This window comes from Psychrobacter sp. DWR1-2-3 (assembly GCF_049896465.1).
In the GTDB taxonomy this organism is placed as follows: domain Bacteria; phylum Pseudomonadota; class Gammaproteobacteria; order Pseudomonadales; family Moraxellaceae; genus Psychrobacter; species Psychrobacter maritimus.
In genome coordinates this window covers 86,259-109,083 of the sequence record NZ_JAFCUJ010000007.1, presented here as the reverse complement: position 1 = coordinate 109,083, position 22,825 = coordinate 86,259, and the positions used below count along the sequence as shown (strand labels likewise).

At 43.0% G+C, this 22,825-nt stretch carries 24 protein-coding genes, 1 tRNA gene and 1 pseudogene; 10 read left to right on the top strand and 16 right to left on the bottom strand.

Features of this window, described 5'->3' with window-relative positions; genetic code table 11:
* Positions 1 to 3: 3 nt before the first annotated feature.
* Both ACP7AA_RS11615 and ACP7AA_RS11610 read left to right on the top strand, forming a co-directional pair.
* Positions 4 to 327 carry a hypothetical protein gene (locus ACP7AA_RS11615; protein WP_426223641.1) on the top strand — a complete coding sequence of 108 codons (324 nt, stop codon included), beginning with the start codon at positions 4 to 6 and terminating at the stop codon, positions 325 to 327.
* A gap of 345 nt (positions 328 to 672) precedes the next feature.
* On the top strand, positions 673 to 1,668 hold the full coding sequence (locus tag ACP7AA_RS11610; protein WP_426223640.1) for a phosphatase PAP2 family protein: 996 nt from the start codon (positions 673 to 675) through the stop codon (positions 1,666 to 1,668).
* Between the two features lie 138 nt (positions 1,669 to 1,806).
* Here the strand turns inward: ACP7AA_RS11610 and ACP7AA_RS11605 are convergent, their stop codons facing one another.
* Positions 1,807 to 2,082 carry a CsbD family protein gene (locus ACP7AA_RS11605; protein WP_426223639.1) on the bottom strand — a complete coding sequence of 92 codons (276 nt, stop codon included), beginning with the start codon at positions 2,080 to 2,082 and terminating at the stop codon, positions 1,807 to 1,809.
* Positions 2,083 to 2,156: 74 nt separating this feature from the next.
* On the opposite strand from ACP7AA_RS11605, the pseudogene ACP7AA_RS11600 reads away from it, so the two are divergent.
* A pseudogene (locus ACP7AA_RS11600) lies at positions 2,157 to 2,432 on the top strand (integrase core domain-containing protein); the annotation flags it as partial.
* Positions 2,433 to 2,629: 197 nt separating this feature from the next.
* On the opposite strand, the gene ACP7AA_RS11595 reads toward ACP7AA_RS11600, so the two are convergent.
* From ACP7AA_RS11595 to ACP7AA_RS11580, 4 genes are all read right to left on the bottom strand, one after another.
* Positions 2,630 to 3,022 (bottom strand): hypothetical protein, encoded by a 393-nt coding sequence (locus ACP7AA_RS11595; protein ID WP_426223638.1) that lies wholly within the window; start codon positions 3,020 to 3,022, stop codon positions 2,630 to 2,632.
* Positions 3,023 to 3,154: 132 nt separating this feature from the next.
* Positions 3,155 to 3,415, bottom strand: a complete 261-nt coding sequence (locus ACP7AA_RS11590; RefSeq protein WP_426223637.1) for a helix-turn-helix transcriptional regulator — start codon at positions 3,413 to 3,415, stop codon at positions 3,155 to 3,157.
* A 168-nt stretch (positions 3,416 to 3,583) separates the two neighbouring features.
* Positions 3,584 to 3,751, bottom strand: a complete 168-nt coding sequence (locus tag ACP7AA_RS11585) for a hypothetical protein (protein ID WP_426223636.1) — start codon at positions 3,749 to 3,751, stop codon at positions 3,584 to 3,586.
* 289 nt (positions 3,752 to 4,040) lie between these two features.
* Positions 4,041 to 4,131: transfer RNA gene (locus tag ACP7AA_RS11580), tRNA-Ser, on the bottom strand.
* Between the two features lie 194 nt (positions 4,132 to 4,325).
* Between ACP7AA_RS11580 and ACP7AA_RS11575 the strand changes: the two genes are divergently transcribed.
* The 3 genes from ACP7AA_RS11575 to ACP7AA_RS11565 all read left to right on the top strand — a co-directional run bounded on the left by ACP7AA_RS11575 (position 4,326) and on the right by ACP7AA_RS11565 (position 6,166).
* Entirely contained in the window at positions 4,326 to 5,171 is an 846-nt protein-coding gene (locus ACP7AA_RS11575) for a DNA/RNA non-specific endonuclease (RefSeq protein WP_227670462.1), read from the top strand.
* 74 nt (positions 5,172 to 5,245) lie between these two features.
* Complete coding sequence (locus ACP7AA_RS11570) at positions 5,246 to 5,509, top strand: hypothetical protein (protein WP_201563705.1); 264 nt, start codon at positions 5,246 to 5,248, stop codon at positions 5,507 to 5,509.
* A 273-nt stretch (positions 5,510 to 5,782) separates the two neighbouring features.
* Positions 5,783 to 6,166, top strand: a complete 384-nt coding sequence (locus ACP7AA_RS11565; RefSeq protein ID WP_201545882.1) for a DUF2147 domain-containing protein — start codon at positions 5,783 to 5,785, stop codon at positions 6,164 to 6,166.
* A gap of 260 nt (positions 6,167 to 6,426) precedes the next feature.
* Here ACP7AA_RS11565 and ACP7AA_RS11560 read toward each other — a convergent pair whose 3' ends face one another.
* The 5 genes from ACP7AA_RS11560 to ACP7AA_RS11540 all read right to left on the bottom strand — a co-directional run bounded on the left by ACP7AA_RS11560 (position 6,427) and on the right by ACP7AA_RS11540 (position 11,487).
* Positions 6,427 to 7,689 carry an ammonium transporter gene (locus tag ACP7AA_RS11560; RefSeq protein ID WP_426223635.1) on the bottom strand — a complete coding sequence of 421 codons (1,263 nt, stop codon included), beginning with the start codon at positions 7,687 to 7,689 and terminating at the stop codon, positions 6,427 to 6,429.
* Between the two features lie 83 nt (positions 7,690 to 7,772).
* Entirely contained in the window at positions 7,773 to 8,111 is a 339-nt protein-coding gene (glnK, locus tag ACP7AA_RS11555; protein ID WP_426223634.1) for a P-II family nitrogen regulator, read from the bottom strand.
* Positions 8,112 to 8,555: 444 nt separating this feature from the next.
* Positions 8,556 to 9,410, bottom strand: a complete 855-nt coding sequence (locus ACP7AA_RS11550) for a universal stress protein (RefSeq protein ID WP_201619589.1) — start codon at positions 9,408 to 9,410, stop codon at positions 8,556 to 8,558.
* Positions 9,411 to 9,558: 148 nt separating this feature from the next.
* Complete coding sequence (locus tag ACP7AA_RS11545) at positions 9,559 to 11,058, bottom strand: SulP family inorganic anion transporter (RefSeq protein ID WP_426223633.1); 1,500 nt, start codon at positions 11,056 to 11,058, stop codon at positions 9,559 to 9,561.
* 261 nt (positions 11,059 to 11,319) lie between these two features.
* Complete coding sequence (locus ACP7AA_RS11540) at positions 11,320 to 11,487, bottom strand: hypothetical protein (protein ID WP_426223632.1); 168 nt, start codon at positions 11,485 to 11,487, stop codon at positions 11,320 to 11,322.
* A gap of 401 nt (positions 11,488 to 11,888) precedes the next feature.
* Here ACP7AA_RS11540 and murD point away from each other — a divergent pair, with 401 nt between their 5' ends.
* Together murD and ACP7AA_RS11530 are read left to right on the top strand one after the other, a co-directional pair.
* Entirely contained in the window at positions 11,889 to 13,322 is a 1,434-nt protein-coding gene (gene murD, locus ACP7AA_RS11535; RefSeq protein WP_426223631.1) for a UDP-N-acetylmuramoyl-L-alanine--D-glutamate ligase, read from the top strand.
* 430 nt (positions 13,323 to 13,752) lie between these two features.
* Positions 13,753 to 14,949 (top strand): FtsW/RodA/SpoVE family cell cycle protein, encoded by a 1,197-nt coding sequence (locus ACP7AA_RS11530; protein ID WP_227670463.1) that lies wholly within the window; start codon positions 13,753 to 13,755, stop codon positions 14,947 to 14,949.
* Positions 14,950 to 15,072: 123 nt separating this feature from the next.
* On the opposite strand, the gene gluQRS is transcribed toward ACP7AA_RS11530, so the two are convergent.
* From gluQRS to ACP7AA_RS11500, 6 genes are all read right to left on the bottom strand, one after another.
* Positions 15,073 to 16,044, bottom strand: a complete 972-nt coding sequence (gene gluQRS / locus ACP7AA_RS11525) for a tRNA glutamyl-Q(34) synthetase GluQRS (protein ID WP_426223630.1) — start codon at positions 16,042 to 16,044, stop codon at positions 15,073 to 15,075.
* A 255-nt stretch (positions 16,045 to 16,299) separates the two neighbouring features.
* Entirely contained in the window at positions 16,300 to 16,737 is a 438-nt protein-coding gene (dksA, locus tag ACP7AA_RS11520) for an RNA polymerase-binding protein DksA (RefSeq protein WP_201563693.1), read from the bottom strand.
* Between the two features lie 409 nt (positions 16,738 to 17,146).
* A complete protein-coding gene (locus tag ACP7AA_RS11515; RefSeq protein ID WP_426223629.1) occupies positions 17,147 to 17,986 on the bottom strand; it encodes a metallophosphoesterase in 840 nt (279 codons plus the stop codon).
* 259 nt (positions 17,987 to 18,245) lie between these two features.
* On the bottom strand, positions 18,246 to 19,091 hold the full coding sequence (locus ACP7AA_RS11510; protein ID WP_426223628.1) for a metal ABC transporter permease: 846 nt from the start codon (positions 19,089 to 19,091) through the stop codon (positions 18,246 to 18,248).
* 69 nt (positions 19,092 to 19,160) lie between these two features.
* Positions 19,161 to 19,913, bottom strand: a complete 753-nt coding sequence (locus tag ACP7AA_RS11505; RefSeq protein ID WP_426223654.1) for a metal ABC transporter ATP-binding protein — start codon at positions 19,911 to 19,913, stop codon at positions 19,161 to 19,163.
* Positions 19,914 to 20,068: 155 nt separating this feature from the next.
* Entirely contained in the window at positions 20,069 to 20,617 is a 549-nt protein-coding gene (locus ACP7AA_RS11500; RefSeq protein ID WP_426223627.1) for a transcriptional repressor, read from the bottom strand.
* A 276-nt stretch (positions 20,618 to 20,893) separates the two neighbouring features.
* On the opposite strand from ACP7AA_RS11500, the gene ACP7AA_RS11495 reads away from it, so the two are divergent.
* Together ACP7AA_RS11495 and ACP7AA_RS11490 are read left to right on the top strand one after the other, a co-directional pair.
* Positions 20,894 to 21,742, top strand: coding sequence for a metal ABC transporter solute-binding protein, Zn/Mn family (locus tag ACP7AA_RS11495; RefSeq protein WP_426223653.1), 849 nt, complete (start codon positions 20,894 to 20,896; stop codon positions 21,740 to 21,742).
* Positions 21,743 to 22,118: 376 nt separating this feature from the next.
* On the top strand, positions 22,119 to 22,526 hold the full coding sequence (locus ACP7AA_RS11490) for an ATP synthase subunit I (RefSeq protein WP_201624958.1): 408 nt from the start codon (positions 22,119 to 22,121) through the stop codon (positions 22,524 to 22,526).
* Positions 22,527 to 22,825: the final 299 nt, after the last annotated feature.

Sequence of the window (22,825 nt, the reverse complement as noted above, 5' to 3'; positions counted from 1 at the left end):
AAAATGAAAACATCCGTACCTACTAAGTCGCTTCAAAATAAATTATGGATAATGTTTTTAGTGAGTTTCTTTGGTCTCAGCGCTTGCAGCAGTGAAACAGAAGAGCCAGCTCCTAATACAGAATCTAGCGAAATGACACCTGTGCAAACAGCGACCGAGGCTGAAGATCAAATTCCAGCTTCCACAGAGGATGTAGAAGGTGCGGGAGGTACAGCGTACTATTCTAGTAATGGCAGTGTAGAAAATGATCAAAAGGCTGATGATACGGTTACTGTCAATGAAAATAACTCGAACTTAGATCAAACACCAGCAGATGGAGTGCAGTAAGTATCAGAAAGCGCGCAATCCATTAAAGATTAAAGGGTTTCTGTAAGGTTATGATCAGCTCGAATCGCTCTGACTATATCGATGGTTGATTTACTTAAGTCAGACAGCTATGCCTAATAGACTTAGTAACTTAAACAGAAGTTCTATCCAGAGTTTTAACTATAGCCAGTTCAAAATAAAAGCGAGACATTATAGCTGTGTGCGACTGGTATAAATTTTCCTTGCTTGCTGTTATCACAGAGGCTACGAAAAATTCATCCCAGTAGCACTGTATCGATTTTAAAGTAATTCTACTATAGAAAGTAATTACTCAGGGTCCAGAATACTCTCGGAAAAGGTTCAATAATGATATCTTTAATATCAGAAAATCAGCCATTGTTCGCCTTAGGTTTTCTGATTTTTCTGGTTATCTCTGTTCTATTGGTTTTTCAGTACGTGGTTATTCGTTATGGTCGGCATCTTTTTACTCAAGCAATCCGCTGTTGGGTGAGGACAAAACGGAGTCTTGCAAAGAACAAACGTATCATTCTATTCAGAGGTAAGTATCCCAAGCTGGATGTGATAATATCTCGGCGGTTTGATTTACGGGGTTTTTATGGGCTGTCACTGACATTTCTATGGGTAGTGATAGGTTGCATGCTGGTGTTATTCATTGCATCGGCTGAAGCTGTGGCTACGTTGAATTCTATTGTTTCCATCGATTATTTTATATCGGCACAGATGAGCTTACTACGTGATTCCGACGTTGTGGGTTTTTTCGTCCTGATAACCAGCTTTGCGTCTACGCCTATTGCCGTTTTGGTGGTTTTGTTTGTTGCTGTGAATTGCTGGGTAAAGCAGCAACGCTATATAATAGCAGGGTTATTGATTGCTACTTTAGGCAGCACTGCATTTACTTCTTTGTTGAAATATTTATTTCAGCGTGAAAGACCTGCTAATAGCTTATTAGTTGTGCAAACTTATTCGTTTCCAAGTGGTCATGCGACGACCGCTATGGCGTTATATGGGTTTATCGCTTACCTACTGATTCGATTCCACCAAGATTTTGCTCAAAAAATTCGTATATTTACAATAGCGATTCTTTTTATCCTCTTGATCGGTTTGAGTAGAGTCATATTGAACCAGCATTATTTAAGCGATGTACTGGGCGGTTATTTAGTAGGTGCATTTTGGTTGACACTTGGCATCATTATTACAGAGTGGCTAAGCGTAGAAAGTAAAATTATATGGAAAGTCGAGTGGTCAACTTCTCATGCATACATGATCTGGCTGAGCGGGATAGGCGTATTTATTAGCACGTTGATTTACGCAAAAATCTATCAATTTCCCATGTTATCCTAAGCATCGTAGTAAGCCACGATGAATTATCAATAACACACAGCCAAAGGATCAAGTCCTAATTAGATTGACTAAAAAAGCCCGTGACCATAGCCACGGGCTTGTTGCGTTTTAAGGGTATAACTATTAAAGACACTATAATCAATAGTTATTTTGGTTACGCCAGTTGTCTACATCACGTTCAGCATCTTCTTTTGATTGACCATAACGCTCTTGGACACGACCGACTAATTTATCGCGGTCACCTTCGATATGGGTGAGATCGTCATCTGTTAAATCTGCCCATTTTTGTTTTACTGAACCTTTGAGCTGGTTCCATTCGCCTTTTAGTGTCTGGTTATTCATATCATTATCCATTTTTTGATTGTTTTTGTACTGTTCATCCATACTTTTTTCGTTCACATTTTGATTGTCCATTGTGGTTTTCCTTTTCCATTTATGAGTCATTGTCTTTATACCAATACCAAGTACATTCATCTTTTATTTTTTTTAAAGAGGTGATTCATCACAGTGATCGAGGAGTTCAGTGCTTATCCATCTGCTACACCAATAAAATTGCCGAATCGAACGTTATTGCGTCTGTGGGCACCAATGGTGATTCATGCAACAATGCATTGGCTAAGACGGTTAATGGGATTTATAAATCTGAGGTGTTTCATTATTTAAAGCAAAGTTGGGACGGTGTAAATGATGTTGAACTGGCAACCTTTGAATGGGTAGATTGGTTCAATAAAACCCGTTTGCATAGTACGATTGGTTATGTGTGACCCTTTGAGTTTGAAAAGGGGTATTGTAATAATCTTAATCTGTTAGGTGAAGCTGCCTAGCTCAAGTAAATCAACCTTCGATAAAGTCGGGGCGGTTCAGTTTAGTCGTTTCTGAAGGTTGGTCTTGGTATCTTGCAAAGCGCTAAGGATAGCTAAATGTAGCTAGGTTAAGATATCTAAAGTGTTTCAAAAATAGCCTAGTAGCTGTTTGAGTCTATCGTTTTGCCACCTATCTGCCTGCCTATAAATGAGTATGCGCTAGCTGTAGTCATCCCGTTGGATTGCATATGATCTAGCTGATCGTAGATTGCGTCAGTTTGCAACCAAATACCATTAACCTCATAGTTGCTTAGCTCTTTGAGCTGGGCTGCTACAAACGATAAAATCATATCGTCGTAGTAACTCCATGAAAAAGACTTTTCTGTTTGGCGCTGATAGCAAACATCATCCCATGAGTTTTTGAGATAGCCCATATTTAATGCAGTATCAAAGTTTTGCATCCATCTGATAGTCTGTCTAGTGATCTTATCTGACAAGATTCTAGATAGCGCTGCAGAAATATTCAACGCTATTTCTTTTCTTAAATCCATAGCTATAGTCTGTATCTAACCTTTATATATGTCTAATTAAAGCTACATTGCATATAGCATGCTACTAAATTACTGGATCAAAAAGGAGGCAAAAAAACAAGCCGCACCACGCGCCTTGTTTTCTATCCTTGATCAGTGAATCCGCGCAGCCATCTTACTTTCAATCCAATCAGCCACTTCGCTTTCTACCCATGCTACACGTCCCTTTGATAGCTTTACTTGAACAGAGAATGTTGGGTCGTAACGATCAGATTTTTTATTGACCATCTCATAAATCGTATTACTGCTAAGCGCTGTATAATGCATTACCTGCTTGAGCGGTATCAGGCGAGGTATCTGTAAAGTGCTGGCTGTTGATACGTTTTGTTGTGTGTTCGCATTTAATAATTGCATGATTATCTCCTTTGTAAATTAATGAGAATCTTTCTTCTCATACAGTTACGGAGTCCCATATTTTTTTACGGTATCTCATGTAGTCCAGTGACTGGCCTTGTATGAAACAATAAAAGAAGGAGCTGAATGATCAGCTCCTTCTTATATCGCATCTCTAGCCCGATGGTTTTAGCTCACTGCTGTCACGCTTTTTCGTAAGCCTTGCTCAATGCTGCTCACGTTCTGAGTGGCTAACCCATTCTGATAATTCCCTTGCTGGTCACTGTATTTATCAGGACGTGAAGGCATGCATTTTTCACTGGGTTTGAGCTTGCGAATCTTACTATCGCTTAACATGTTGGTCTATTCCCTGTGGCTACAAGCTATATAAATCAAGCGATACAACAAAAACGTTGGTCTAAAGCTGAATCATAAAGCTTTTAAATGTTGGTCTTTTTGAGGTCTAATTGAATCATAGACCAACGAATAGAATAGACCACACAAGCTATGGGATATGTGAGTTATGTTCGGATAGATTGGGAAAACAGTAGGCATAAAAAAAACGCTAGAAGCGTTATTTATAAAGGGCTCAACTGGTATATGGGTAGAATTGGGGAGAGGTGGGGAAACTGGTTTTTAATAAGATTGGCGGTGAAGGAGGGATTCGAACCCTCGATACGCTATGAACGTATACACACTTTCCAGGCGTGCGGTTTCAGCCACTCACCCACTTCACCGTTTTTTGCAAGACCAAGATTTTTGGCTGCCTCAGTATAGCGGATAGCATTTAAAATGTCACCACTTACGCCGCATCTTTCTTTATTGGTAACTGCCTGCTAGGATAGCGCATACGTAATGGCAGGCATAGATGGTTGAAAGTGGCATGATAAGTTTTTTTAAAGATAAAGCACGGGTTAAAAGTAACCTCATAATGGTAGTATTCACTATCTTAATAGGGATATCGTCTGCACAAGCGGATGACCTCAGCCAGTGTAGCCAGTCTTTTTATGGCGGAGTCTATCCTGAATTTACCAATCCTAAGCTCAGTGATAACACCCAAGCGCTATGTATGGACGGTTTTGCCGTTATGTACTCGGGTGTATCACGAACCCCGCTGTGGTCAGCAGAATATCTCGACCGCAAGCGCTTGCAGCAAGCCAAAGAGATTGATCGTGAAGACAGTTTTCATGAAGAAAGCCGCCTGCCAAAATCCATGCGCGCCAAACTGTCTGATTATTCAGGCTCCGGTTATGATCGCGGGCATTTAGCGCCCAATGGCAATATGGCCAATCGCAGCCAGCAGTATGATAGTTTTAGCCTTGCTAACATCGCGCCGCAATCACCGCGTAATAATCGCTATATTTGGCGTAATATTGAGTCTGCCACGCGCTATCTAACCCAGCAGTACGGTGAGGTTTACACCATTACAGGGGTGGCCTTTACCAGTAAAAAAACCAAACAACTGGCGGATCGTGTACTGGTACCCAGTCATTTCTTTAAAGCGGTTTACATACCTGCAAGCAACCAAGCAGGCGTCTATTATGCGCCCAATGATGAATCAGAGCGTATAGAAGTGATTAGTCTCGATGAATTAACCGCCAAGATTGGCATCGATGTGTTACCGGTATTGGATGCCCAAATCAAAGCGCAAGCGTTTGATTTGCCATTAAAGGCAGGTGATAGCTCAGATTTGCCCGAAACTCCTCAAGAAGAACCGGTTTGGATGCTATTTGTTCTAGCAATCATTGACTGGCTCATGGCACAATTACAGGCATAAGTGGTTTAAATGTAACTAAATCCCCACAGCATTGAAAGATTGGGTAATGCGCTGTTAAGGTAAAGGAGGACGAGATGATTGATCCATTTGCAAATAATCACCAGAGTATGCAGATTGGTGATTTGGTTATTGAAAATCAAGAAGATAAAATCATTATTTATGGCGACATTAATCTGGTCTTTAACGAGGCGGGATATGAGCAAGCACAGCAGCTACACGAGCTCACTAGTAAAATTATGCTGGCATTTGAAAACCGCAGTCAATATAGTAATTACGATGATAAGTCAAAAGAAAAAGATGACCAAGCGGATAAAATTATAGACAATCCGTTCCTGTAACTGTTTGATATGCTTTTGATTTTATAGTAATAATAAACTATAAAAAAATTACTAGGCAAAATCTAAAAATTGCTTATAATGGGTCAAGACATCGCTTATGTCGATTAAACCTTTTTTGCAAAGCTAAGCATTAATAAGATATTAATATCGGCTTTTAACTGAAACTTAGGATAGAGCTGCAAGCTTGCAATAAAAGATTGTTGATAAAAGGATAAGCGTGGGACATCAGAAACACAACGTTTCTAGTAATCATTGAATGAAGGGAGTCAATTTATGAAATTATTCGCAAAAACCACTTTAGCAGTTGCTGGTATCAGTTTAGCAAGCATGGCATTCGCCGCTGACCCATTACACAACACTACTTGGCAGACTTTTGATGAAGGCCAGCCAAAAGGCGTGGTTAAAATCACTGAGTCTAACGGCGTCCTAACGGGTAAGCTTATCAGCACGACTTCAGAAAAAGGTAAAAAGCATGTTGGCATGACGATTATCTCTGGTCTGAAAGCTGACGGTGGTGGTAAATACAGTGGCGGTACGATTACTGACCCTGAAAAAAATAAAGACTATCGCATGACTGCTAATCTAAGTGGCAGCACTTTAAAACTAAAAGGTTATATCGGTCCATTTTCACGTAGCCAAACGTGGAAAAAGAAATAAACTGCTATGATTCTGCCTTATGAAGTTTGGTTGTTAATTTAAACTAGACTTGATAGAAAGATAAAGTGTTAAAATTTTAAAGCATAAAGAATCCCGCATGACCGAAAGGTTATGCGGGATTTTTAATGATGGCGCTTTTATCAATGATGTTTTTTTTAATGTGAAATTTATTAATACCGATTGTATCAATGCCAATTTTATTAATGATGGTCTTACTGTGGATAAAATAGTCCTCAATAAAACCATCGTAGATAGTAGGCTTACCTTATAAACTCTGGATAGGCTTCCATACCACATTCAGCAATGTCTGCTCCCTGATATTCTTCTTCTTCAGAGATACGCAGACCTATGACAAATTTAATGATGCTCCAGACCATCAGACTACTCATAAACACCCAAGTAAAGATGGTCGCAGCACCAGCAATTTGACCGAGCAAAGTGGCGGCTGGATTGGTCAGAGGGACAATTAATAGACCGAATAAGCCTGCCACGCCATGCACCGAGATAGCGCCAACTGGATCATCAATTTTTATTTTATCTAATATTAAGATGGATAGTACAACGATGACGCCTGCCACCATTCCAAATAGCGTGGCCTGAAGCGCCGACGGGGTAGAGGGTTCGGCAGTGATAGCGACAAGACCTGCCAATGCACCATTTAAGAGCATGGTCAAATCTGCCTTACCAAAGATGATGCGCGCGATGATAAGGGCGCCGATGGCACCACCGGCAGCGGCGGCATTGGTATTTAAAAATACTACCGCAACCGCATTGGCGCTGGCAATATCGCCAAGCTTGAGCACTGAGCCGCCGTTAAAACCAAACCAGCCCATCCATAAAATAAGGGTGCCAAGTGCGGCTAAGGGTAAGTTGGCACCAGGGATAGCACGTATCTCACCATTGGGACCGTATTTACCTCTACGCGCTCCTAACAGCAAGACCCCTGATAGCGCGGCAGCGGCTCCTGCCATATGGACGATACCTGAGCCCGCAAAATCAGAAAATCCCAAATCGCCAAGGCTAAATAGGCCAAACACGGCTTTACCGCCCCACGTCCAGCTACCTTCTAATGGATAAATAACTCCGGTCATAACAACGGCAAACAGCAAAAAAGACCATAACTTCATGCGTTCAGCTACAGCACCTGAAACGATTGACATACAGGTGGCGACAAAAACCACTTGGAAGAAGAAATCAGAGGCGGCCGAATATACCGCATCACCAGCAAAGCCATTTTCAGCTGAGGTCGCTAATGCATCTGCTACTAAAGTTTCAGTGCCTGCAATACCGCTCAAAAATAGATTGCCATCATACATAATGGCATAACCGCATATCATATACATGGTACAGGCGGTGGCAAAGAGGGCGATATTTTTGGTGAGGATTTCGACGGTGTTTTTTGAGCGTATCAATCCTGCTTCTAACATGGTGAAGCCAGCGGCCATCCACATGACCAGCGCCCCACACATTAAGAAGTAAAACGTATCTAGCGCGTACTGGAGCTCAAAGATTTGGTTTTGCATGTTAATTCCCCCTTGAATATATGCAATATAGCTATCGAGATGACCTATAAATTAGTGTTTATAGGTGGTCTGGCGCTTAATGATTAAATAGCGTCAGGACCTGTTTCACCCGTACGAATACGAATGACTTGCTCAAGATTGGTCACGAATATCTTGCCGTCACCGATTTTGCCAGTACTGGCGATACGCGTAATGGCTTCGATAGCAGGTTCGACCATCTCATCCATCACCGCCACTTCGATTTTTACTTTAGGTAAAAAGTCCACCACGTACTCGGCGCCGCGATAGAGCTCGGTATGACCTTTTTGACGACCGAAACCTTTAACCTCGGTGACGGTGACGCCTTTCACACCGATGTCAGAAAGCGCTTCACGCACATCATCGAGCTTAAACGGTTTTAAGATCGCAGTGATTAGCTTCATAAAAAAATCCTTATATGGGTGATGTCGCAGGTTAATAGAGGCAGTTTGCTGCCGCATATTATTGTCATGCTTATGGTTAGCGCTTCAAGAACTGTGCCAAACCTACTCAAGGGGGTAGGTAGGTTTGCGCACATAGGCTTAAAAACACTCATCAGTATGACAAAAAATAGCGCTTATACCATAACAATAAATAGCACAGTTATTGGTATAAGTTAGGGAAATCAACCTTTAACGTTGCATGAACGAAAACTTTATTATAACCAACTTTTTAAGCACTTGGGGAGGCTATCACTTTATTTCATGTGATGATTTGATAAAAGGTGAGGGCAAAGAAACGAGGAGGCGTAACAGGAAGAGGTTACAGAGGCTTAAGCTAAATACGATAGTAAAGCGCGATGAATCACGCTTAATATTCAGCCTCTGTATTCAAATAAACGAGCGGCCTTAGGCCTTGGGGAAGAGTAAATACGGGGTCTTGGTGCTGCCAAGCAGTTTTTTGGTCTCGCTACCTTTTAGCAATTCAAGCAAACGTGGTTGCCCAAAAGCCCCGGTCATCAGCAGACCAATATCATTTTTACTTTGATAATAGTTTAAGGCAGCAGTCACATCGCGGCAGTCAAGCAAGGCCTTTTTGCATTTGATGCCCGCTTGTTTGAGGCGCGCATACGCTTCCCGCAGTGCATCGCAGTTTTCTGAGTTTTCTTTGGCAACCATGACGATATGCACGGTCAATGCCCGAACAAGAGCCGTTTTACAAAGCCAATTGAGCAATTTATGCGAAGTAGGGCTATTGTCAAAAGCAAATAATGCCGTGGTTGGGGGCAAAAATGGTGCATGAGTCACCAAAATAGGGCAGTGGCTCAAGCGGATAAGCTGGCTTAAGGTTGATTTGCTGGTGACATGATGACCGATGACGATTAATTGTGCCTTGTCATCGACGTAATCAATGCTATCACTCAAGTTTTCATGCCGATGTAACGTATAGGTTTTAAACTTATGAGGTTGCTGCTCGCAGTAAGTGGTCGCTTGGTGTAGCAGCAGCTTACCTTGGGCTTTTAGCTCACTATTACTAAAATGTTCTTTTGCCGTAAATTGATCGAGCAAGACATTTTCATCATCGATATTTAGGCAGCCTGAATAATCAACAGCGGCTTTTTGTTGTAAACTTGGTACGGAATGGAGCAGGCCAATGGGCGCTTGCAGACGAATAGACGCCCACATACTGGCATCCAATACGGCTTGCACATGATCGGGACAATCCAAGCAAGCAATCACGCTATCTGGCTTCAAATTACTCATAAAGGCACCACATATCTCAATAATGAAAACACAGGCCCGTTGGTTAAAGTCATCCTTTAACCAACGAGCCTGATTTTATATACCAATATAATTGCTGATGAATAAACCAAATGTCTATCTCAGCTTGATAACACCCATGCAGTTTTGCTTAATCCAAGAGCCCAATATCTCGGCGATCATGAATCGAAAAACGATCGATAAGGGTGCGGCTGGCGCTATTGAGTCCAACCACTTTGACATCAATGCCTTCGCGTTGCAAGCGCATGACCAGCTTGTCCAAAGTATCAACGGCACTGACATCCCAAAAGTGAGCTTGGCTGACGTCAATATGTACGCTGTCCAAGGCTTCTTTAGTATCAAAACTCTGCAAAAACTGCGTCGTTGAAGCAAAGAAAACCTGCCCTTGCACGTAGTAATAGCGGGTATTGCTGCTGTCGTCATATTCACTAAAGATGGTCAGGAATTGCCCAATTTTATTGGCAAATGCTAAGGCAGATAACAGCACCCCGACGCCGACACCATACGCTAGATTATGAGTAAAGACAGTGGTCAAAACCGTCGCTAGCATAACGATATTAAAGGACATCGGATGGGTTTTAAATTCACGGATAGACTGCCAGTTAAAGGTGCCGATAGAGACCATAATCATCACCGCTACCAGTGCGGCCATCGGTATCAGGCTGACCCAGTCACTTAAGAATACCACCATGATAAGCAGTACCACGCCAGCGATGAGCGTTGATAAACGCGTACGACCGCCAGATTTGACGTTAATCATCGACTGTCCAATCATCGCGCAACCTGCCATACCACCAAAGAATCCCGACACTACGTTGGCGATACCTTGACCGCGGCATTCTTTGTTTTTATCACTTGGCGTGTCAGTTAATTCATCGACAATGGTTGCGGTCATCATAGATTCTAATAAACCTACAACGGCAAGCGCGATAGAATAAGGTGCGATAATCAATAAGGTATTCAAATTGAGCGGAATATCAGGCAATAAAAACACCGGTAAAGAATCTGGCAAATCGCCCATGCTACCGACGTTACGGATATCAAGATTCATATACATGGCGACCGCGGTCAGGCCAACGATACAAATCAGCGGCGATGGAATCACGCGTCCGATTTTAGGAATCAGCGGAAACAAGTAGATAATGGCCAAACCGGCTGCGGTCATGATATAAACCGTCATGCCGACGCGCTCAGTCATCGGGTTCAGCTCGGGTAACTGAGCAGCAAAGATCAAAATCGCCAGCGCATTGACAAAACCAATGACCACCGAGCGCGATACAAAGCGCATTAAGTTACCAAGCTTAAAGATACCCATGATTATCTGGATAACGCCGCAAAATAAGGTTGCCGCTAGCAAATACTGCAAGCCGTGCTCGGCAACTAAATCAACCATGACTAGCGCCATGGCACCGGTCGCCGCTGAAATCATACCGGGACGACCACCGACGAAACTGATCACCACGGCGATACAAAACGACGCATACAGACCGACTTTTGGGTCGACACCGGCGATAATAGAAAAGGCAATCGCTTCTGGAATCAAGGCCAGTGCGACGACCAAACCTGATAACGTATCACCGCGAATATTGGAAAACCACTCTTCACGTAAACTGCCAAGAAAAGATGTCATAAGTAAACTGCATAGGGTTAGAGGCAAAAAAAGCAATCGTTCATCATTGAGCGTTAAAGCTTAGCGATAAAAGGATTGCATCGTGATTAACTATGTCGAGATGATATCGACCATAATTACGTTATAAAAATCAGTCATCGTGATAGATGCTGATAATCGTTCTTTAAACAGGTACTCATGCAGCCATATGGCTGTGGCACTATTATTTGTTTGAGTAATTGCATGCTTGAGTAATTACCTGCTTGAGTATTAGCTAACTACTTAGCTATCGACATTTATAACGGTATCGCAAATGCCATCACCCATAATTAATATGATGACAGTCTTTAAAATGATGAATAAGTGTCCGCGATGGTCTGTTGCGGTAGAAGAAGATAAATAATCTGTCAGACGAAAATGCCACAATATAGGGCAGTGCTTGCCTGTCATACCATTATCACCATATGAATCGTTGCTGAAGAGATGTGACAATAGCGCGATACGTGTGACAACATGCTAAACTAAAATGCTAGATTGCATACTTGGTCAAAATAGCTATTTAACCTAGCGCTTCCTATTAGGGCAGCTATTATAGCATTAGCGACTCAATATAAAAACAGGCGCATAATAACACAAAGTCTCAAAAAACCAGTACCGAAATCCGAGTGATACCTTTATGATGCTGTTCATCTAAAGCGCCTTACGCAGGCTATATATAGCGCGTATTTATAGAGCTAAGCTTATAGGCAGTTTGTTTATAGAATCTACTTATAAAAGCTGTTTATAAAGCTGCTTATGAAACTCGTATGCTTGACACAATTTTGTTCGTCCAATAGATAGAAGGAATAGATATGACCGCCAGCACCGCAAAAGAAGCCTTACTTCATAAAGGCAGTGGTTTACAAGTCGTGGTCGGTTTGGGGCAGTCGGGACTGTCGGTGGCGCATTATTTGACCGCGCAAGGCTACCAAGTCGCTGTGACTGATAATCAAGTGAGCCCCACTTTAGCAGACCAATTACCTACTGCGGTCGAGATTCGCCAATTCGGAGCGATAGATGCAGAGTTATTGCAACAAGCGGCTCGAATTATCATCAGCCCTGGCATCTCATTAAAAACAGCAGCAGTTGCCGCGGCGAAAGAGGCAAATATTCCGGTCGTCAGCGACATTCAATTATTTTGTGAAGCGTGCCGCGTACCGATTATTGCCATTACTGGCTCTAACGCTAAAAGTACCGTAACGACATTGGTTGGACAAATGGCGGCGGATGCAGGGGTGAATGTTGGCGTGGGCGGCAATATTGGCGTGCCAGCGCTGACTTTGCTGTCTAATAGCGAGATGGAGTTGGCAGTTCTTGAGCTATCAAGTTTCCAATTAGAGACCGTGACCAATTTAGGCGCGCAAGTGGCAACGGTACTGAATATGTCGCCTGACCACTTAGACCGTCATGGCGATATGCTCGGTTATCATCAAGCCAAACATCGTATCTTTCAAGGTGCCAAGTCAGTGGTTATCAATCGCGAAGATGCCTTGACGCGTCCACTGGTGGCGGATAATTTGCCACGTTTGAGCACGGGCATTCACGCCCCTGATAAAGGTCAGTATGGGCTGATTACCGACTCAGAAGGGCAGACGTATCTAGCCCGCGGGACAGAGCGTTTGCTCTCGGCGGATAAACTGCGTATTAAAGGCCGTCATAATTTGCTTAATGCCCAAGCAGCTTTGGCATTGGGCGAGCTTGCAGGTTTACCACTTGATAGTATGCTTAACACCTTGCAGGCATTTACAGGGCTTGAGCATCGCTGTGAATATGTCGCTACAGTCGATGGGATTGATTATTTTAATGATTCTAAAGGCACCAATATTGGTTCAACCATGGCAGCTGTCGAGGGCTTAGGAGCGGTATACGCACCTAAAGACGGTAAGCTATTATTAATCTTAGGTGGTCAAGGCAAAGGGCAACAATTTGGTGAATTAACGCCGTTTATCAATCAGTATGTCAGCCAAGTGCTATTTATTGGTGAAGACAGCCAACAGATTGAGCAGCATTTACGAGCAGCAGGTATCCGTGCTGACGATGTCTCATTACATCAGTGTCAGACGTTAGAAGGCGCTTTTGCGATGATTAAACAGGTCACAGAAAGCAGCCTATCACAAGTACAAGCGGTGCTCTTATCACCAGCTTGCGCCAGCTTTGATCAGTTTAGTGGCTTTGCTGCCCGAGGCGAGCACTTTAGTCAGCTTGTTAAGCAGTTAGACACTGTCTCACAAGGCAGTGTTTCTTAAGGCAGTGTTTATTAAGATAATGTTTCATAAGATAGTGTGCAGCAGATAGTTGGTCGTGAAATAACTTGTCATAAGATAGCGTGTCGCTAGATAGCACGACCATCAGCTTTTATACTGTTTCGTTTATCGTTGTAAAAATGGCAGGCGTTTTTTGATAAATGATTGTTTTGCTTATAAATTGCTGCTACTGTCAAATATAAGCAGTGAGGCTTGCGACAACCAAGTGATGAATCAGGTGACGAACCAAGCAGTAACCCAGGCACCTTGCCATGTCAGTACTTAATATTGACACGGTAAACCGCCAAAAAGCGTGGTTTGTCACTAACTAGCTGTCTGCTATTATCTTTTTAAATAAAATCTATTTCATATTTTTTAAACGGTGGCGTTTTATAAACGCCGTGTTTTTTCGTTTGCTAGTGTATATAAAATTATGGCGCTCTCTTCTCTTTTTCGTTCGAACTCTCAATCGCCACAAGCTACTGGCTCAGATGGTATTCTGTCTATGCCATCGGCGCGCGCAATTTTATTATCGAGCGTCGGCTGTATGTTGGTGCTTAGCCTATTGATGGTGGCTTCTGCTTCTATTCCTTTTGCGCTCAGTCGCGGCATGAGCGAGCTGAATTTTTTCTATAATCAGCTCCTCTACATGGGTATTGGTCTGTTTATCGCCGGTTTTTCTTATAAACTGGTATCGCTAAAAAGGCTTTATAGAACTGAAACCCAGTTTATGCTGTTAGCGATTACCGGGCTCTTGTTATTTGCCACCTTATTTAGTACGCCTATTAACGGCTCGAAGCGTTGGCTAACGCTCGGCGGCTTTAACTTTCAGGTTGCAGAGCTTGCAAAGCTGGTGATGATTATATTTGTCTCAGACTTTGTGGTACGGCGCTCATTTGAGGTACGTAATGGCTGGGATGGCTTTTTACGCATTGCGATAGTGGTCGGGCTAATAACCGTTCTGTTACTAGCACAGCCAGATTTTGGCTCGTTTGTGGTTATTATCGGTACTGTCTTTGCGATATTTTATATTGCTGGCGCGCCCTATAAGCAATTTATCGCGCTCGGTGCTGTCGCCGTTGGTGGCGCAGTATTAATGGTGGCGACCGTCCAATATCGCCTCGTACGCGTGATGTCGTTTTTGGACCCTTTTGATGATGTGCAAGATACCGATTATCAGTTAGCCCGCAGCTTAATCGCCTTTGGTCGTGGTCAGTTTACCGGTGTCGGTTATGGCGAAAGCGTACAAAAACTGTCGCATTTGCCAGAGGCGCATACGGATTTTCTGTTAGCGATTACCGGTGAAGAATTGGGCTTTGTTGGCGTCACGATGATCTTGATACTGGAGGCGCTGATTATCGGTAGTGCGATGCGCATCAGTTATAATGCCCTTAAACGTCGCCAAATGCGCATGAGTTATACCGCCTTTGGTATCGCCGTGGTGTTTATTGCCCAGACGATTATTAATGCGGCGATGAATATGGGTGCGATTCCGACCAAAGGCTTGACCATGCCATTCTTTAGTTATGGCGGTTCATCGATGCTGATTAGCTTGGTGATGGTGGCGGTGCTGCTAAAGATTTATAAAGAAAGCCCTGAGATTGAGAAAAGCCAGTGTCGTTATTATTAAGTCATTTAATGATAAAGTGATAAATACTTTTAGATTGTTTAATACATTCTCATTCTAATCATTAATTATAAAAAAGCGTCGCTAATAGCGGCGTTTTTTCTATTAGGGCTTAGGACTATGTTATTAAATGCTCGGCATATTTAAAGACTGCATATTTTGTAGCGGCAAATTATCCCATTGTGCAATCGCTTGCTTCAGCATATTTGTTGGGGTATCGCTATCAACGGCAGGCTGCTGCAATAGCTGTAAAGCATGGTTAATTAGCTTGCTTGGGTCGCGAGTATCAATCGGCTGGGCAAGGTTTTGTTTCGACAGCTTTTGACCGTCAGGACTGCATATCAGCGGCAAATGATACCAATGATCGATAGCCGGCAAGCGTGCAGCATGCATAATGCTGATTTGGGCGGTGGTCATCGGTAAAATATCTAAACCGCGCATGATATGCGTGACACCTTGCAAACCATCGTCAAGACTTGCGGCTAAAATATAATTAATCATGCCATCTTGGCGACGTACCACCATATCTCCCAAGGTTTGCTGCGGATTATCCCATTGCACGCCTTGAATACCATCTTTAAAGCCCATACGATAATTTGGCAACTGTATACGTAGCTTATTTTGCGCTTTATCAAAACCTGCATTTAGACAGCAGCGCGGATAACGTTGTCTGTTTAGAAGTTTTTGGTTTGCCTGCTGCGGGTCAATACTTTCTCCTATTGCCTTTCGCTCCCAGTAACGCTCAAGACTTTTGCGTGAGCACTGACAGCCGTAAGTCAGCGCATAGAGACTTGAAGATAAGTACTCATTATAAATATCAATGCGCTCAGATTGGTAGATGACATCGCCATCCCAGTGTAGCCCGAGCACCTCCAAATCAATCAAAATCTGCTCAGTAAACTGGCTATCGCAGCGTTCAGTATCAGTGTCTTCGATACGTAAGAGCCACTTACCACCGATAGATTTGATGTGACAAAAACTGGCAAGCGCCGTCGTTAATGAACCCAGATGCAGCTCACCAGTGGGTGACGGGGCAAAACGCCCGATAGGCTGTGATGACGATGCGGCTGCGGCTGGAGTTGAAATTTGAATTGGCATAGGAGTATGGATGGTTTTCAAAGTAGGCAGTATCAGTAGAATAAAAGCATAGAATAATAAATATAGCGCCAAAAAGATATTTATCAAATATGCCTATTTTGTTGGTGGCGTGTCAATAAGCATCAAGTTCATCTATAAATGGGAATGTATAAAACGCGGGAAAATAAAAAACAACAACATAAAACGCAACGAGCGACCAATAAATGGTCGCTCGTTTTTATATTAGAGTATTAATGACTGTTAAACTAGCTGGATTTAAGCACCTTGGTTTTGACGCTCTTTAATCTCAGATAAAGTCTTGCAGTCAATGCACTGGGTTGCTGTTGGACGGGCTTCGAGGCGACGCAGACCAATCTCTACGCCACAAGTTTCACAAAAACCGTAATCATCGTTTTCAATTTCGGCGAGAGATTTATCGATTTTGCGAATCAGCTTACGTTCACGGTCACGCGTACGCAAGGTCAAAGCAAATTCTTCTTCTTGCGTGGCGCGGTCATTGATATCTGGCATGGCGCTAGACTCATCTTGAATATAAGTCTTGGTACGATCCGCTTCGCCAATCAGTTGGTGCTTCCAATCTAATAACATTGCCTTAAAATGCGCCAATTGCTCATCAGACATATACTCTTCGTCTTTGGCAGGTTCATAAGGGGTGAACTTTACATCACTCGGATTCGTGGTCAGGGTGCTCATATGGGTATCCTACTTTTTCAAATTAATTCAATAAAACGACATATCAAAAGACAAGACGTTATAAATTTATCAAACGCTATAAATTGTCCCTTTATAAAACGTTTTACCACTTAGTAACACAAGTAACACAGCTGATCTAATAATACGGTTATCTCGATAGGACGCGGGCGACCTATCAATGGTCAGGTATATTGTCATGAATTTATTTATTTAAATGCTTACGGTTAAATAAATAGACAAATCCCTGACTGTGAAAACTTAGCTTGTGGTCAAGTTAGCCATCCTAGCTATTATAATTTTGTCTAAATAAAGCTTAGACCATGCTTATTTTTCTTACATTGTCTAACAGTATAAGATACAGGCTCTGGCGATATTATTCTAGCCAAATTTTAGCCAATAAAACTGGTCGTCAAGTATCTAGTCTTTCGACCCAGCTTGCAACCTCTCCATTGTTGGCTAATTGCAACCAACGATATCCGGGTAGGGCGTTTTTATCATAAGCAAAATCATCTTCAAAAGGCTTAAACTGATAGCAAGTAGACGGCGTACTATATACCGTCACTCCTTGGCGCTGATGGACTTGCTCTTGATGAGTATGCCCGCTGATAATCACTTTTAGATGTTCAAATGCTGCCATCCGTTGCCAAAAAATATCAGCGTTTTTTACCATATGCTGATCAATCCAGTCAGAGTCGACCGGTATCACGTGGTGGTGTAAGGCGATGAGCGCAGGCTTCGTGCAAGTCTCTAGCTGCTGATATAGCCAATCAATGTCGGTCGCTGTCACCTCTCCTGCTACCTTGCCAGTGATGGAGGAATCTAATAACAGTATCTGCCAATGCTCCGTCTCAATCATATGTCGGCTCAGCAGGCGCTCATCGGTAGGTCTGGCAATCAGTTCACGCTGGAAAAATGGCAGCTCACTGTCATTTTCATCGGTGACATCATGGTTGCCTGCGATACAAGCAAAAGGAATGCCGGTCGCCTGCAACACCTTAAAAATATGGTCGTAAATCTCAGTTTGTACTTTATTGACCAAATCGCCTGTGACAATGATTAAGTCACAGCGCCGATCTTCGCTTAACGCTTGTTTGATAATTGCCTCAAAGCTGTACTGGCAAATCGCCACTTCACTACTGGTTTCGTCAACCGCCGCAGGCACATGGGATGATAAGTGCAAATCAGTGATTTGCAGAATATTTACCTGTCCGTCTGGCGTGCTGATGGCACTGGCAGGATAGCTAAGCATTGGATTTAGTCCCTTATCAATCAAAATCGCGTTAAATCAAAACACCGTAGAAAGCATTTATTTTATTATATAAAGTCGTTAACTATATTCTTGATAATATTAGAGAAAGTTTATAACATTATGACGAGTAAAGCTCTAGCAATATTGATGAAATAAAGTTCGATAAAGCCGAAGTAAATAGCTTTCTTACGACGGTGATAATAATTGCTGCGACCGCCATAAGCGCTGCCGGATATTTGGATATTTGGTGGCGTGGCGACTAGTGGCGTGGCGACCAAAATTTTGCCATCAGAGATTTTGTGCCTGATTTTATGCCTAGTAGCTTTGAGATAATCAGCGCAATAAAAAATAAAATGGCGAGGACTAAAACAATAGCAAGTCCGGTCTGGATATCAAACCAGATACTGCCCCAAACGCCAAGCGTGACGCCAAGCTGGGCAATAATCAAAGCGATAATAACCATTTGTTTTGGCGAGGCTGACCAGAGACGGGCGGTCAGCGCGGGCAATACCAATAAACCACTGATTAATAAGCTACCAACCGCTTGCAAGGCAATGGCACAAAACCCCGCCAGTACGCCCATAAAAAACAGCCGCTGACGGGTCGGATTAATACCCTGAATCCGTGCTAGCGCCTCATGGGTAGCCAGTTTAATTTGCGCCGGCCATATATAAATAAGTAGCCCCAAGCCAACCAAAACACTGGCTGCAATTAAGGGTAAATCCGCCCAATCAAGCTCAAGTAAATTGCCAAATAAGAAGCCTAAGACATTGGCTTGCTGATCGGTCAGCTGGGTTAACGTTAATAACCCTAAGCACAATAGCGACACGGCAACTACGGCCAGCACCGCATCGACGGGCAAGCGCTCATCATCAATTAATACCAGTCCCAGCACCACCATCACACTGACAATGCCAATACCAATGCCCATGGGTAATTGCCATAATACTGCCAACGCTACCCCTAACAATGTCCCATGCGCCAGTGCATCGGCAAAAAATGCCATGCGCCGCCATAATACCAAGCAACCTAAAGGCGCAGAAAGTAAGGCTAAAATGCTGCCAGCAATCCAGGCAGGGGCAATGATGGCTAACCAAGCGGTCATAATAGATATCCGTAACGTTTTTATAAAAAGGAATAAGGCGGTTGTTGCCTGAATAAGCTTGGTTGTTAATTATATCTCGCTTGGCGCATGATGCTCGCAGGCGTGCGGCTGATGGACATACGGCTGCTCATAATGATGTCCAAAGAGCTTTTGAAACTCTGAACTAATAGCAAGCTCGCTTGGTTGTCCCTCACAGCAGATATGCTTATTAAGACAAATAACACGCCTGCTACCTTTCATCACCCAATGCAAATCATGCGAAACCACTAACATGGCGCAGCGCAAAAACTCCGGTAGCTCATCAATAAACTGATACAGCCAAACTTCCGTATCAGGGTCAAGCCCTTGCATTGGCTCATCTAAAATCAATAAATTGGGTTTGTCTAGCAAGGCGCGCGCCAGCAATACCCGCTGGGTTTCACCGCCTGATAAATGCAGCATTTGCCGTGATAGCAGATGCGTTAAAGATAATTTTTCAAATATAAATTGACGCTGCTCAGATGTTAGGCGCTTTTTGTCTGCTTGGGCCAATAAATCGCACACGCGTAACGGTAAAATGGGCGCGACCGTAAAGCGCTGCGGTACATAACCGAGCTGTAACTTTTGGTGCGGTGTTATCTGTCCATTCGTTGGCTCTATTAAGCCCAAAACCAGCTTTACCAAGGTTGATTTACCCGCGCCATTAGGACCGATAAGGCTGACCGTTTCATTGACGGCAATATCAATATCGATATGCGAGAGGATGCGTTGCTGCCCGATATGGTAGCTGATATCGCTTAAGCTCAGCAGTTTGGTGGCATTATTCATCGTCTTATCACTCATATTAATGGCTGAGGATGGCTTGGTTGGGGAAGTCGCTAGGCTCATAGGGCAGTACTGATATGTTGGTGATAAGTGAGTAATGGAACCACAATAATAAGGATAAAAGCATCGCTAAGGGTAAAAGCGTCAACCTAAAATATTGGCAATCAACTATTTTATTGGCACGCTTGGCAGCGACCACTGAGCTCAATGACACTGCGCTCTACCATAAAACCGACATCTTGTTGTGCAAAGCTCATGATTTCTTGTACCGGTAAACTGCTGCATTCTTGCACACGCTGACACTGCGCACAGATTAAAAATGCTGCTGTATGCTGGGCGCGGGGATGACAGCAAGGCACATAAGCATTGATAGAGGTTAGCTGATGAATCAAACCTTCGCTTAATAAGAACTCCAAGCTGCGATAAACAGTCGGCGGTGCGACGTTTTTTGGCGTCTGATTGTTTGTCTGCTTAGCTGAAGCAGGAGTCTTAGTTTCAGGCTCGGTCAGGCGCATTTGCTGCAGCTGCGTGATTAAATCATACGCACCCACAGGTTTATTGGCTTCTAACACCAACTGATAGATTTGTTGGCGCAACGGCGTAAAGCGCGCACCGCTTGCGCGACATTGCTCTTTCGCGGCCATAAGGCGCTCATTCACGTCGGACGGCGTAAAATCTTGCACATCGTGTACATGATCGCAAACGGGTGAGTGACTAGACATGAAGCAAGCTCCTAAAAATGACCCAGCGCTTTTATAATTATTACCTTTATATCTACAAGGCACTTTAGTATAAGGCACAATTTATGATGGTTTTTTATATTGTTATAGTATAACATAATAATATGCAAAGGCGGATATCGCGTTTGAACCTATCGGTACATACGCCTATTTTAATCAAAATAATGTCTCAAAACGATTATTCGCACTATTATTATTTATTGACCTTTAAAAGCAGCCATTATGATTTCATTTTTTAAAAGTTTTATACGTTTACCGATGAGCTTACAGCGCTTATTAGCGACAGGCGTCATTATATTTGGCTCGTTAATGATGAGCGCGCAAGCAGCAACGGTCAGTGTGAGCAATTATCCCCTGTTTTTATTAAGCCAAGCGGTCACAGAAGGTGCGCCATCTGCCAAGCAGTTATTGCAAGCAGGGGAGGTGGGACATCACGGTAGTATCAGCCCGGGCGATATCAAAGCGATTCAGGACAGTAAGTTTGTGGTCTGGTTTGGTGAACCCTTAGAGAACAACTTAGCCAGCACTCTAAATAGCGCGCCCAACTCGATTGCCTTATTTAAGTTTGATGCCTTTAAACGTCATCCGCTCCGTGATATTAAAGGTAAACCACTCGCTGGCACGCTTGACCCGCATATTTGGCTCGATCCTGAAAATGCAAAAGCCATTACCCGTGCGCTTGCCGTCATTCACAGTCATGCCAATCCGCAATATAAAGCGCTTTATATTGCCAATGCGCAAAAATTTGCTCAGCGCATGAATAGGGCAGTGGCCGCAGCCAATGCAAACCACGCGCAAAAACCTTTGCCGTATTGGGCGTATCACGATGCTTATCAATATATGGAAGACAGCGCTAAGTTACAGTTGATTGGCAGCTTAAGTACCGATCATCATTTAGCACCAAAGGCCAGTCAACTACGCTGGCTACATGAGCAGCGCCCAGCCAAGCAAATGTGTTTGGTCAGTCCAAGCAGCCCTGCCAAAGGCTTGCTTGCCAAGCTCCAACCGGTTAAAAGTACGGTACAAGCAGAAGATATGAGCAACAGTAAAGATTTCATCAGCGGTTGGCAGACGATGGCGCAGCAAATTCGCCAATGTATCGCATAAATACTTTCCTATAAATGGCTTGCAAGCTAAAGCGTGAATAAGCTATTTAAAAACGATTTAAGAGACTCGTTAAATAAGTAATTAGAAATGACATAAGGCGCATTTGCTTAATCATCATTAGCAAATGCGCCGATATAAACGCCTTGTTATTAATGTATTCGCGAGACTTTATTCACTCTGTAGAGCACTCTTTATTGCCGGATAAGTAAATGCTTGATAAAAGGCATATTTTACTTGCTTAAAATTGCCTTGCTCCCTATAATAAGTGGCGTTTTAATTTGGTTAAAAGATAACGTCTGTAGAGTGAGCCATTCACGGATAACTTTGTCGCAACTGTGCTACATTATCCCCACGTTATAGAGCTATAGAAATATCGATGACCAAGCCTGCCAAACGCACCCAAAAAGATAAGATTGGTATTTACCTAAAACGCCAAGCATGGATTTTATTTATCCTTATTGTGCTTGGCTGGATAGTAGATGTCGCCTGGCTAGGTAGTGATAACAACACGCTGGTTATTGCAAAGAGTAACGCCATTGGTGCGCTACTTAGTTTTGCCACCCAAGCCGTGTTTGCTGGATTTATCTTTTGGTATACCGGATATCGCGCGCGCAGACACATTGTCAGCCAGCTATATCGTGGTCAGATGGTCAAATGGCTACTGACCGTGTTCGGTTTCGCACTAATTTTTATTACCATACAACCTCTATCAGCGCCTGCGCTATTCATCGGTTTTATGGTAATGCAGATTAGTCACAGTTGGATGTTGTGGCATATACGCTAATATTTATAGACGATTATCATTTTAATGGTCAATATTATAAATAACGTTAGTTTGTCATCCTGCGGTCCAACTTCTCTACGATTGCTGTTATAACGTCATTGATACATCATAAAATGACTCAGAACCGTTTTTACAATAAAAATATGAATATAGCGCTTATATCAGCGTAAAGCGTCAAATAATTGCGATTACTAACCCCTTATCTAAACAGGGTTATCAGATATAATTAAATTATCAATATTGTATTATAGACGCAAAGCTATGTAAGCTAACGTTAACAGCGATTAACGTATTCATAC